Here is a 12,435-nt window from a genome sequence, read left to right on the forward strand (position 1 = left end):
GATAAACCTTATAGGATTGCGACAAGGATCATCCGAATTGGTTCGTGAGCTAGCTTTCGATTGATCTCCCATGTTGAGACCACACTGAATGAACGCTATTAAGCGAGTTGAGTAAAACCTAGATGTTTAATTAATTAAAGAAGAGATATACGGACGCCCAAAAATTAACGACTAGCAGTACTGGCAGCCCAGTGGCAAATGTGGTAGTGCAGAGCCGGTTTCGGATGCTTAGGAGCGAGTAACCGGCGCTTTGCGTCAAATGCTTGGAACATTCCAAGTGAAGGTTGCAGTGGGCCACATGCCAGCAGTACTATGCGCGGCCTGTTTGGCAGCCTTAAATCAACTGAACTCTAGGTTTGCTTTATGCCGATATGTGATCTGGCTGCAGCGAACCATCACCCAGTGGAACTGCACCGCAATGAATTTGAAGACGCCGAGTCTCAAGGATGTAAAAGAGTCGTCAAAGGTTCCTCATACGGAAAATCGCGAACATTTAAAATATCGCCCTGATATCGATGGTCTCAGGGCGATTGCTATTATTGCTGTAGTCATATTTCACGCATTTCCCAGTATGCTTTCGGGCGGTTTTGCTGGGGTTGACGTGTTTTTTGTAATATCCGGTTTCTTGATTTCTAGCATTATATTCAGGAGCCTGCATCTCGGTACTTTTAGTTTTGTGGATTTTTATTCCCGGAGGGCCAAAAGAATATTCCCGGCTTTAGTTGTAGTGCTACTGTCGACCTATGTATTCGGATGGTTTGCGCTCCTGCCTGATGAATTTAAGCAGCTCGGAAAGCACGTCGCTGCGGGAACTTTGTTTTTCCAGAACTTCAATCTGTTGGGGGAGTCAGGATATTTCGATACATCATCAGAGCTGAAGCCCTTAATGCACCTTTGGTCGTTAGCGATTGAAGAGCAGTTTTATCTGATATATCCACTAATTATTTGGGGCGCGTGGCGCATAGGTTTGAATGTAATCTTCACGATCACTTCTCTATGTTTTCTATCCTTTTGTCTCAATATATATGGAGTGGGTTCTGATCCTGTAAACACGTTCTTCGCGCCTCATACACGGTTTTGGGAATTGTTAGTGGGCGCGATCTTGGCATATTTCTACTACTCTCGCGCTAAAGAGGGTTCAAAATACCAAGTGTCAAAATTTTTTAGTAGCACGTTGAGCAACGCAATGTCCCTCTTGGGATTAGTTTTCATTGTTTTTGCAGTAGTCTTCATAGATAGCGGGAACGTGTTCCCCGGCTGGTGGGCTTTGCTGCCTGTTATGGGAACAGGTATGCTGATTTTGGCTGGGCCTGGTGCATTGGTAAATAGGACCATTCTGAGCAATCGGTTCATGCTTTTCGTGGGAGTTATCAGTTATCCACTGTACCTCTGGCACTGGCCGATACTGTCATATGCTAGAATCATGGAGTCTGCCGTTCCTATATGGGAGATTCAGATCGCGGCGGTATTGCTAAGCATTCTGCTCGCTTGGTTGACTTATCGTTTTGTCGAAATGCCAATCAGATTTCAAGCCAAAACAGTACATAAGCCGGTCTTTCTATGGGCGGTGATGCTTTGTATTGGGGGGGTCGGATACGCAACTCATGATCAGGACGGCTTTGCATTTAGAGTTCGGGAGCTCGACAGCAGTAACAGTCAGTTCGGTTGGGGCGCTCTCACGAACGAAAATTGTAAAAAAGCCTACCCAGCATTCTGGGCAATTGACCATTGCACAATGACACGTGAGGGAGCTCCTTCAGTGATGTTGATTGGTGACTCCCACAGTGATCACATCCGGCTAGGTTTGTCTGAAGCATTGGCTAAAACTGGTGAGAATCTTTTGAATCTTGGTGTCTCCGGCTGCACACCTTTTTATGATGTCGCTTCCCACCCAAAAGGTGTTCAGGATTGGTGTTCTATTTATATTAATAAGGCACTAGAACTGGCCGCTAATGCCGAGTCCGTGAAAACCGTGGTTCTATCGTCCAGGGGGCCAATGTATCTTACTGGTGAAGGGTATGAAGAGGGAGAGGATCTTATTCACCATAACAGAGTTCTGGAGCTCATAGGCAATCCTGATGTGAAGGATTATAATGCTGTATTTGAAACTGGAATGAGGAGTACTTTGAAAGTACTCGCCGAAGCGGGTAAGAAAGTAGTTTTTGTCTTGGATGTTCCAGAGCTCGGTTTTTCTCCAAGGTCATGCGTTGACAGTCGCCCATTGCGCCTGACTAGTAAAATAAAGGAGCCTTGTGCTGTAGCTCGTTCAGAAGTAGATGCGCGAAATAGTGAATACAGAAAAGTTGTATTTAGAGTTTTGAAAGATTTTCCGCTCGTGAAGCTTTTCGATGCGCAAGCAGTCCTTTGTGACTCCAACTGGTGTTGGGCTATGATCGACAACAAAATTCTTTATCGGGATGATGATCATTTATCTATTAGCGGGTCCGAACTTATGGCGAAGGATCTTCTGCCTATCGTTACTAGTTCGCTTCTGGTGAAAAATGAAAAATCATTAGATGGCGCAGCGACTAAGTAATATATGAACGAAAGCTTAACTCGTAGATTGAGCCCGCCGAGTGCGGGCTTTTTTACTCAACCAGCTAGATCTTGGGCGTGCTTAACAATATTCGCAATTTTGGACAATTGGCTTTGCTCGGCCGTGGCGAATAGTTCGATGCCAACCTTGTTTTTTACTCACCCTCCGTTGGGTGATAGCTGAGCTTTTGGTAACGCATTAGATCTGTTAGAAGGTTAGGGCTGCAGACGATGTGGTCCCAAATGCAGGGATAAAGCGAGTGGCGGATCTATGACTGGCGCCGATTCCCTGCGGCCAGCGCTGTCGACGGTGATGATGAAAAAGCCGTCGTGCTCGCTGGGCGCAAGCCTGCATTGTGATATTGGCGGATCGCGGCGCACAGGCTCGATGTTAGGTCCCGTCGACGGGTGAGGTAGGGCTGCTTCTTCGGCCCGCCTTCATCGACCCTGTTGTTCGCGATGATTGCCCGATGCGGCCGGCTTGAGCGAAGGAAAGGGCCGTTGGCGACTTTCTCGACTCGCGCATTAATCGGCACTACACGGACCATGGCCCAATGCGGACGCCATCCCTATCGAATTATGTCAGCGTGCAGGCACTTACCTTCTTGAAAAAAAGAGCCGACCGTGTGGTGGGTGGGGGCCGTTTTTGTAACACGCCAGAGACTGATCGCGAGTGTTATTGACCATTGCATTGGGCATGCTCAGCGCTGCAACGAAGTTGTGGGTACTGTTGTATTGCGAAGTCGCCTACACATGGGTATCCCGCTTATCTGATAGTTCCTACAAAAATTGACCGAATGGCGTTCTGAAAGTTAACTGTACATTCGTACAGTATTGGAAGTCGCACGTCATGAGCTTTTTGAATCTAGGCCTAATCGCCGAAGGCGGCCTGAAATTGCCACTGTGCCTGTTTCAGGTTCCCGCTGGGTTTCCGTCTCCCGCAGCAGATCATATCGAGGCGCAAATATCGCTCGATGAAGTAATGAATATCCGCGCGCCGCATGTCTATCTGGTGTCGATAACTGGGGAGAGCATGCAGGGCGCCGGTATCTTCGAAGGTGATCTAGCGATAGTAGATCGGTCGCTCGAGCCGGTCCACGGCCATATCGTCGTCGCATTGCTGAATAACGACCCGGTGTGCAAACGGCTTTGCATACGCGGCAAAGATGTGATCCTTCTCTCTGAAAACCCCAAATATCCGCCGCGGTACGTGCTCGAGAGCGATGAGCTTTCCATCTGGGGTGTGATCACCGGCAGCGTGCGCAGCCATGTCTAATTCACCCCCCGTCTTTGGCTTGATCGACTGCAACAGTTTTTACGCCAGTTGTGAGCGCGTGTTCCGACCAGATCTGGCCAAGGTTCCAATCGTGGTCCTGTCGAACAACGACGGCTGCGTCATTGCCCGCAGCTACGACGCCAAGCCCTTCGTGAAAATGGGCGAGCCGTATTTCCAGATTAAACACAAGCTGCGGCAGCTTGGCATCGTCGCGTTCTCATCCAATTACGCCCTATACGGCGACATGAGTGAGCGCGTCATGTCCTTAATTGAGTCAATGGTGCCGGCAGTGGAGGTGTACAGCATCGATGAGGCGTTCGCTGATCTAACTGGCATCGACGGCCTTGACGCGCTTGGTCGGCAGATCCGCAGCCAGGTGCTGCGTAGCACTGGCATCCCTGTTGGTGTTGGCATCGCTCCCACCAAGACCTTGGCCAAGCTAGCCAACCACACGGCAAAACGGTTGCAGGCCCAAACAGGCGGTGTCGTGAACATCTGCGACCAAGTGAAACGTGACTGGGTGCTTCGCAACACCGATGTGGCTGAGGTGTGGGGCGTGGGCCGACGCATGAAGGTGCACCTGAACGCGATGGGGATTAAAACCGCCATGGACTTGGCTAAGTCCGATGCATGGACCTTGCGCAAGAACTTCAGCGTCGTGATCGAGAAAACCGCGCGTGAATTGGCCGGAACACCGTGCCTTGAATTGGATGAGCCCGATCCGCCGAAGCAAGAGATCTGCTGCAGCCGCATGTTCGGCAAAAGGCTGAAAGAGTTACCGCCGATCAAGGAGGCAGTCGCCACCTACATGATGAGGGCATCGGAAAAGCTCCGAGCCCAGAAATCTCTATGCAAGAAGATCCGCGTCAGTATCCGCACTGGCATGTTCAATCCGGAGGAAGCCAAGTATGCAAATGGTGTGCTGATCGATCTTCCCTACCCGACGGACGATGTTCGACTGTTGACCAAGGCGGCGGTCAACGCGCTTGATCGGGTATTCCGTCAAGGCTTCAACTACAGCAAGGCGGAGGTGATGCTGCTGAATCTCTGCCAGCCGGGCGAATACACCGACGACCTGTTTGCTGTATCGCAGCCGGTTGAGGCAACTCGGGTCATGGCGGTGCTGGATCAGGTAAACGGGCGCTGGGGTAGGGGGACGCTGCGCGCCGCCAGCGTGCCTTCAAACCCTGATTGGGGCATGCGTCGGGAGATGATGAGCCAAAGCTACACGACGAAGCTGGACCAGTTATGGAAGGTGGCCTGTATCTAGGGACGTTGGCGCTTTGCCGGTAACGGGCGTCCAGTGAAGGCTTTGAGGTCGGACCGTGTGTTGCAGTTAGCTTTGAAGTTTTAGATCGTGACGTAAAAGAATGCCGTCAATCATCTTCTCTAATTGATCCAAGGTGTAAGGTTTGTGAAGATAAGATGCGAAAGAAGGAATTAAATTTTCGTCAACTAAATAACCTGAACAGAGAATTGACGGAATGGTCGGCCATTTTTCATGGGCCGCTCAGAGAAATTCCGTACCCTGTATTCCGCCAGTGAATCCTTGATCCGCAATTGGATGCGTGCGCGCGGAGGTGAGCGGATGCCTTGGGAAGAAGGCGCGACAGGGGGATGCCGCGTTACCAATAACGCCGTTTACGTTCAAAAGGCCCCTACACTTCAGCCGAGTGTGGGGACCTTTTTGGTCCAGGGTCCGTTGGCACCTTTGAACTCTAATCAAGAAAGTCTATGCATAGCAGCGATAGCAGTCACTCCGGCGCCATCAGCACTGCCAGCGTCAACTTGATGAATTCTTCATTCTTGTCGATGGTTTCCAGAGCTCCGCGAATGTTGTCGGCAACATCGGCAGCGCCCCGCGCTTCGACCCAATTGGAAAGCTCCATAATGGCCGCTTCCAGAGCGAGTTGATTTTCGTTGAGTTTGAACAGTATGGAAGGGAGTAGATCTGAGTTCGGCATTGTGTTCCTCCGTGAAGAGGTGAGGGTATCAGGATGTTGGCTGGCTGAAAGCACCTTGCTATGCAAAGTTGTATTGGCAATCGAAGGGTTACCTGGTGTCGCTGTGAACTAAGGCGAGAGTGGGGCAAAAATGGGGCAAACCGTACGCCAATCCATGCCATTCAACGCCAATCATGCGTGTCTACGTGCAGTGGTGATGTGCGCTGAGGCCCCATAAACACATGGCGTCGGGGCTTAGCGACCGAAATACTGCAGCACAATCGGCGTGTGGGAGGACAGATCGGAGAGTGCTTTATTCATCGGAAATCAGGAAAACTCGTTGAAAGATGTAGGGCAAAGGAGGGGCATCGGCCCGGCTTTTCCGCGATGGGCGCAAGGTTAACATGGGTGGTCTGTGGGGCGCAGGCATCTGAGCCCGATGGCGCTTCGGACCATGACCGTGAAACAAAAAAAGCCCGGCATTTGGCCGGGCTTTTCGATGATCTGCGAAGTGCTGTCAGCCTTGTTTGGTCTCGACTTGCATCATCACAAGATTCTGCTGCTTGGTCGCCTCGATCAAAACCTCACTGTAAACGCGTTTTTTTTGCTCCGATTTAGCGTTACGGATAAAGTCGGCAAAAAGGCTTTTGGCGCCCTTGTTATTGCCTGGCTTGATCGAAATCATGATTTCGCTCCTGATGATAATTCGAGCGTGGCCTCTAGATCGGCCCGCGTATGGCGCTCAGGTATATGGTAGTCAATCTTATCGACGCCGGCTTTGTACAGACGTCCCGAGTTATCGATATGTTTGAGCAGCAAATCCACATGTATATCGCTGCCGTACTCTAGCTTAAGTGCGTTTACAACGTCACGCGCCGCGAAATACTGATCGATGAAGTGCGCTTTGCGAATTCTTCTGCCCTCCGCTTCCTCTCGGGCTTTGACAAAGCCCCAGGCAAGTTGCGGATTTTGATAGACGTACAGGATTTGTACAAACCGTCCCTTTTTCAAGGATCTCTCGACATTTTTTCTGGCGACATCAATGTTTGAAAACGTGCCGTCGAGTAGAAAAGATTGTCTCTGGTCGAGAGCGAAGTCGAGTATTTTTTCTACGAGGATCGAAACGCCGCCCTGAAAAAGCCAAGAATTCGCACCGGTGTATTCCGAAAACTCGTTCCGAAGCTCGTCCGGATCGATCCGCAAGATTTTCGTGTCGGCGAAAAGATTCAAAAGGGCGATTGATGCTTCAGTTTTACCAGCCCCAGGGGAGCCCGCCATGAACACCGACACCGGTGCTTCTTCCGGGGGATAAATTGCTTGGTTCGTCCGACGCGTTCCGATTGTCTTCTTGTTTGCACGAGCGAAGCTCACCGCTTGGGCAGATACCTTTATCTCTCCAGGCGTCATTTGATGCCTTGCAGGTATCGTCTCATTCACCACGAGCAAACTCCTTTTTGTTAGTCGCAATCTCCGGCGCTGCGAAGCTTAGCCCGGTCAGGCAAGGTTGAAGTGGTAGCAAGTGAAACAAGAGGTGTGTGCCTCCGTTACAGGGCGGGGTCAGCGAAGCCTCTCAAAAACCCGCGCGAGACTTCTTTTTTCAGGTTTATGCATATCTGCATTTGTTTTCCTGAAAAACATCAAGCATTATTCGCGTTATGCAAAAACGCAACGTTTCCTCAGTCTTAAGAGCATTGCTCGATCAGCACGGGATCTCCCCCACGGAGCTTCACCGTCGCACGGGTGTGCCGCAATCCACTCTCTCGCGGATTCTCAGCGGGAAGATCGTCGATCCTTCGGATAAGCACATTTCGAAGATCGCCGAATACTTCGCCGTCAGCACCGACCAGTTGCGCGGGCGCATGGACCTTGCGCCCGCCGCTGGCGGTGGCCGCGATCATCTACATTCCGAACTCAAGGACATAAGTTTGTGGGACGACGACACCCCAGTCGATGACGACGAGGTGTCCGTGCCCTTTCTTCGCGAGGTTGAATTGGCGGCAGGATCAGGAAGATTCGTGATTGAAGAGAGCGAGCGCTCAAGCTTGCGCTTCGGCAAACGCAGTCTGCGGCACAACGGGGTGCAGTTCGATCAAGCCAAATGCGTGACGGTACGCGGCAACAGCATGTTGCCGGTGCTGCGCGATGGCGCGACCGTCGGGGTCAATGCCGGCAAATGCGGGATCGGCGACATCGTCGACGGCGACCTTTATGCGATCAACCACAACGGCCAGTTGCGGGTGAAACAGCTTTACCGCTTGCCGACCGGGATTCGCCTGCGCAGCTTCAATCGCGACGAACACCCGGACGAGGACTACACCTTCCAGGAAATCCAGGAAGAGCAAATCGTCATCCTCGGTCACGTCTTCTGGTGGGGCATGTACGCTCGCTGACGTGACCACCCGCCATCAAACCCGCCGCCCGGCGGGTTTTTTTTCGCCTGCAGAAAACCGCCATCGCGAATCTTTGAAAAGGGTTTGTGTATTGGCCTTGGTGGTCAAATGCAATCACGTGTTCTGTTTATACGCGCACGTGGGTAGTTATGAAAATTCTCGATAATTTGTAGCATGACAGTCGTTTTTAGCCATCGATACGACCGAAGGATTAGGGTTGAGACAAGGTTTGAAATACATCCAATTACACAATCTTGGCGAAGGCGTTATATAACCATGAAGGCGGGTACATGACCCGCGAGAGTATTATGCGATCCTCCCGATTTTAACTTTTGGAGGCTATAGGCTTCGACGGCGGAGGCGAATAAGCTTGGGCTAAAGCAAAAGGATTTGCAGATGTTGAAGGATTGCAGATGCGGAAAGTGCAATAAGCTTCTCGCACGAGTGGGTGAATTCAGCGATATTCAAATCAAGTGTTCACGCTGTGGAACCTTGAATCACATGAAGGCCGATGAGTCTCGAATAGCGCCGGAGAGCGCTGCGCCTCTTTCTAATGAAATAGGTGCTCCTATAATAATTAAGGATAAATGAGATGAGATCTGGTCCAGGGAATGTGTTGAATCTGTCGGCTACTATAATTCGCGATCGTGAGCCCGCGATGCCCATCATCCCCGGTATTCATGCCGGAGGTGGCTACAATTTCGTTATGGGCAATTCGTTTGGAATGCCCGTGTTCTCTTCGCAGCAAATGAGCAATCTGCTTGGCCGGCTAAACGCGGCAATCGCCTACGCAGATGCTCATGTCCCTACCGTGAAAAAAACTTTAGAGGATAACTACAATAACGCTTCCCAAACAGTTTCTCAGTCGATCGAGGATCAGCTGGTGGAGACGCGCAGGCAATTCGGTAGTGAGTCCTTGGCGCCAGTTGAAGCTGTAAGGCGGGAACTGAAAGTCAGAGATGTTTTGTTAGCGCAGAAAGTTGCGGAATTTCAGGCTGACAGTCTGATTGCAAATAGTTTTTTTGGTGGGGACCCTCTGAGTCGTACAGAATCCGATATTGCTTTTCGGTTATACGAAGAACTACGCAAGAGAAAGACGTCTTTTGATGCGTCTTTGAAGGCATGGGAGCAATCCCACCAAGCTGCGTATTCCGCGAAGCTTAATATTGCCCATATCAATATGCTTAACGTTCAGTACGCGTCGGTGGTTAGTTTTCTGAATGCGTTACAACAAAAAGAGCAGGCAGAAGCGAACGAGCAGAGCAAAATTTGGGCGGAGATCCGTACATGGGCGGACAAGCTTAATGCTCGGCGCGATCCGATCGTAACTCAGTATCATCAGGATCTCGCCAATTTGGTCAGCAACGTCCAGTCTGATCTAGACGTTGAAAATGCGTTGCTAGGACCTCTAACGAATCAGACGCCTGAGAGCTGGGTTGCTCGCGCCCTCGCCTTGGTAGCGATGCTGCAGGATCGTAGACTCGCCAAGTTGAAAGAGTATCGTGCTGCTTTAAGCAAATTTCCGAACATTGATTTCACGAAGAGTGAGCTTAAAGGTTTTCTGGAGCGCGCACGAGATGGTGGACTCGATGCAGACGATTCTTTTGAACGAGAAGTTAATTTAATCAGCATGGCCTTTCGTGAAGATGTTCTGTTACACGAACTCCGGGATTTGTCGGCTAGGCTGCCGACCTTGCGTACAGCTGAAGCAAGTATCGCACTAGCAGACGCCGAATCACGCGCAAGTCTGAATGAACCTCCGACCTCGCCTCCAGGCGTATCGCTGGATGCAAATCTGGAATTTGCTAAAGGGCAAAAGGATTTCTACGGTGTCACCGGTATCGGTTTTATTTATCACTGGTTTTATCTTAAAGTGAAAAATCGTGGCGACTGGGATTACAAACAGCGCGGCCGTCAATATGAAGAGTTTGGGAATTTTAATTACGGAGCAACTGGAGCGGCTGCAGGCATTCCAGATGCAGTATTGTTGAGGGCCGCGGGAGCAGCGCAGATCCTGGCTGGAACCTCATCGGGTGATTTCAGTGAGTGGTGGCTTGGATCACCATATGGTGATGATCCGGTCGACCAAGTATGGATCCAGGCAGGAATCGATTATGCGAAAAGTAAAATATTATAAAAGACTGTTTTTGATTTTGTTTGTAGTCTGTTTGGTCCAAGCGTCTTACATTTTCATCTCTATGCCCGTATCGCCTGAGCCCACGCGCGTGGTTTCAAACACGGCCCTAAATGATGGAGCATCGATATTTGAAGTTCTTTACGATTCAGGTGGCGCAACAGTACCATTTGTTTATCGGTATTTTGTTGTAGGCCCGAGAGATGATCGGGGCGATGATCTGGCGAGACTTAAAGATCTACAGCCGTTTCTTGTTACTAAGACCTCCGGCGCTGTTGGTCAGGTTGTCAATAATAGGGTAAAGCTTCAAGTGTTTGATGCTATCTATGATTTTCATAATGTTGGATCCTACGTGGTAGACAAAAAATTAAAGCTCGTCAGGTTTGACTTAAATTCCGTGTCGCCATAGTAGAGCTATGCTTTTATTCGTTCTCTTACGCCGGCTCAACACCGGTGTTTTTTATAAAAAATAATGAACAGCGGTAGATTTTCAATCTCACACCTCGCCCTTTTGCACTCTGTAATAGGGGGCTATGAGAAAGGTCGAGTATTATCCCTTGCGCTAAAACTGGCTTCGGGCTCAGCAAAACCCAGTATCCAATAAAGTTATTGGCCGATGCTGCGCAGCTTCAATCGTGACGAACACCCGGACGAGGACTACACCTTCCAGGAAATCCAGGAAGAGCAAATCGTCATCCTCGGTCACGTCTTCTGGTGGGGCATGTACGCTCGCTGACGTCACCACCCGCCATCAAACCCGCCGCCCGGCGGGTTTTTTTTCGTCTGCAGAAAACCGCTAACACCCGCATTCACGGGGGTTTCATGCGCCTGTGCATTTCTCCCGCACAAATAAATGCATTTATGCATTGACTGTATATGCATCCATGCATATTCTTTGTCTCAAGCGGCTCAACAAAGCAGCTCGAAACCAGGCTCTTTAGTTCCACGACAAAGGCAGCGATGAACCGGCCTCAACGGTTCAGAGGGTTGGCAACTGACCCGGGTGTGCAGCGTAAAGCACCAAAAGCAGTTATCCGGCGGGCAGGGACCGCGGTCGGAAAAACAATTTGAATCGATCCGTACCGCGCCAGTAGCGCCGAACGATCAGCGCAGGACCGCATTACTGAAAAGCCCGGCGTGCTGCCGGGCTTTTTGGAATGCCTACCTGATGTCAGGCACGTCGAGAGACAAGGTTTGAAACACCTGGCCATCCCTCTATCCACACACAAACACAAACAACTGATCCTCATCAATTACACCAGGAGGTGTGACATGACAAACGAGCAACAAGCGTTGCTGGACATGCCGATCTGGCTTGTCATCGTCCTCGCCCTGGTGGGCGGGGTGTCTGGCGAAATGTGGCGCGCCGACAAGGAGGGCGCCCGAGGCTGGGCGTTGATCCGGCGCCTGGCATTGCGCTCCGGGGCGTGCGTGATCTGCGGGGTCTCGGCAATCATGTTGCTGTACGCCGCCGGGGTGTCGATCTGGGCGGCTTGCGCATTCGGTTGCCTGACGGCGATGGCCGGGGCGGACGTGGCCATCGGGCTTTACGAGCGTTGGGCGGCGAAGCGCATTGGTGTCTGCGATGTGCCGCCGCGTGATTCTCGTTCTGATCAGCCATAAGCCGCAGCCCTGGAGGCATCAATGACCGTCGTACTGGAAAAACCTTCGCAGCTTGTTGCGGCCATCGCCGAAACGCTGCGGATTGCCTTTCCCGGCCTGAAGACCGGGCTTCACCAAGACTTTGCCAGCGACGACGAATCCGCCTGGATTTTGATCGCGATCGACCATGACCAACCCGGCGACCGCGCCAATAACGGACGTATTGCGCATGCCCTGACGGTGTCGCTGCAAATCGTCCTGCCGACCGCGCAACCGGGTTGGGATCTGGCCTGCGAGTTGAAACACCTGATCATCGATAACCGCTGGAAACTTCCCGGTGATCAATGCGACGTGCCGCTGAATATCGATGGCCTGCCATCAGTGTTCCTCAGCGCTACACGGCAATACCAAGCCTGGACGGTTTCTTTCACCCAGACGCTTTACCTCGGCCCGCTGTTGCTCGAGGACCCGATCGGCGTGGCGAAATTTGCCCGCACCTGGGAAGTGTCGGACATCGACGACCCGGCTCAATACACCGCACTGGAGGACTAGCGC

Annotated in this window: 12 protein-coding genes and 1 pseudogene; 10 read left to right on the forward strand and 3 right to left on the reverse strand. The window is 51.2% G+C overall.

Going from position 1 to position 12,435, the window contains the following annotated elements; translation table 11 throughout:
- Positions 1–418: 418 nt before the first annotated feature.
- The 3 genes from FBY12_RS09555 (at position 419) to umuC (ending at position 5,081) form a co-directional block, all read left to right on the forward strand.
- Positions 419–2,536: an acyltransferase family protein gene (locus FBY12_RS09555; RefSeq protein ID WP_178111740.1), complete on the forward strand. Its 2,118-nt coding sequence runs from the start codon at positions 419–421 to the stop codon at positions 2,534–2,536.
- Positions 2,537–3,385: 849 nt separating this feature from the next.
- Positions 3,386–3,811, forward strand: coding sequence for a LexA family transcriptional regulator (locus FBY12_RS09560; protein ID WP_145252720.1), 426 nt, complete (start codon positions 3,386–3,388; stop codon positions 3,809–3,811).
- Positions 3,804–5,081, forward strand: a complete 1,278-nt coding sequence (gene umuC / locus FBY12_RS09565) for a translesion error-prone DNA polymerase V subunit UmuC (RefSeq protein WP_145252721.1) — start codon at positions 3,804–3,806, stop codon at positions 5,079–5,081. The genes FBY12_RS09560 and umuC overlap by 8 nt, the downstream gene beginning before the upstream one ends.
- Positions 5,082–5,565: 484 nt before the next feature.
- Here the strand turns inward: umuC and FBY12_RS09570 are convergent, their stop codons facing one another.
- The 3 genes from FBY12_RS09570 to FBY12_RS09575 all read right to left on the reverse strand — a co-directional run bounded on the left by FBY12_RS09570 (position 5,566) and on the right by FBY12_RS09575 (position 7,161).
- Positions 5,566–5,775: a hypothetical protein gene (locus FBY12_RS09570; RefSeq protein ID WP_145252722.1), complete on the reverse strand. Its 210-nt coding sequence runs from the start codon at positions 5,773–5,775 to the stop codon at positions 5,566–5,568.
- Between the two features lie 496 nt (positions 5,776–6,271).
- Positions 6,272–6,439, reverse strand: a complete 168-nt coding sequence (locus FBY12_RS27645) for a hypothetical protein (RefSeq protein ID WP_178111741.1) — start codon at positions 6,437–6,439, stop codon at positions 6,272–6,274.
- On the reverse strand, positions 6,436–7,161 hold the full coding sequence (locus FBY12_RS09575; RefSeq protein WP_145253284.1) for a zeta toxin family protein: 726 nt from the start codon (positions 7,159–7,161) through the stop codon (positions 6,436–6,438). The genes FBY12_RS27645 and FBY12_RS09575 overlap by 4 nt, the downstream gene beginning before the upstream one ends.
- A gap of 248 nt (positions 7,162–7,409) precedes the next feature.
- Here FBY12_RS09575 and FBY12_RS09580 point away from each other — a divergent pair, with 248 nt between their 5' ends.
- The 7 genes and pseudogenes from FBY12_RS09580 (at position 7,410) to FBY12_RS09610 (ending at position 12,432) form a co-directional block, all read left to right on the forward strand.
- The gene (locus FBY12_RS09580) at positions 7,410–8,144 is read left to right on the forward strand and encodes an XRE family transcriptional regulator (protein ID WP_092272372.1); all 735 of its coding nucleotides are present in this window, start codon (positions 7,410–7,412) and stop codon (positions 8,142–8,144) included.
- Between the two features lie 396 nt (positions 8,145–8,540).
- Positions 8,541–8,735: a Com family DNA-binding transcriptional regulator gene (locus FBY12_RS09585; RefSeq protein ID WP_145252723.1), complete on the forward strand. Its 195-nt coding sequence runs from the start codon at positions 8,541–8,543 to the stop codon at positions 8,733–8,735.
- A 67-nt stretch (positions 8,736–8,802) separates the two neighbouring features.
- Positions 8,803–10,281 (forward strand): polymorphic toxin type 44 domain-containing protein, encoded by a 1,479-nt coding sequence (locus tag FBY12_RS27825; protein WP_256663292.1) that lies wholly within the window; start codon positions 8,803–8,805, stop codon positions 10,279–10,281.
- Positions 10,259–10,687, forward strand: a complete 429-nt coding sequence (locus FBY12_RS09595) for a hypothetical protein (RefSeq protein ID WP_145252724.1) — start codon at positions 10,259–10,261, stop codon at positions 10,685–10,687. The genes FBY12_RS27825 and FBY12_RS09595 overlap by 23 nt, the downstream gene beginning before the upstream one ends.
- Before the next feature lie 210 nt (positions 10,688–10,897).
- Positions 10,898–11,014, forward strand: a pseudogene (locus FBY12_RS09600) (transcriptional regulator); the annotation flags it as partial.
- Between the two features lie 536 nt (positions 11,015–11,550).
- Positions 11,551–11,901 carry a phage holin family protein gene (locus FBY12_RS09605; RefSeq protein ID WP_092272368.1) on the forward strand — a complete coding sequence of 117 codons (351 nt, stop codon included), beginning with the start codon at positions 11,551–11,553 and terminating at the stop codon, positions 11,899–11,901.
- Between the two features lie 21 nt (positions 11,902–11,922).
- Positions 11,923–12,432, forward strand: coding sequence for a hypothetical protein (locus FBY12_RS09610; RefSeq protein WP_145252725.1), 510 nt, complete (start codon positions 11,923–11,925; stop codon positions 12,430–12,432).
- Positions 12,433–12,435: the final 3 nt, after the last annotated feature.

The organism is Pseudomonas sp. SJZ131 (genome assembly GCF_007828705.1).
In the GTDB taxonomy this organism is placed as follows: Bacteria; Pseudomonadota; Gammaproteobacteria; order Pseudomonadales; family Pseudomonadaceae; genus Aquipseudomonas; species Aquipseudomonas prosekii.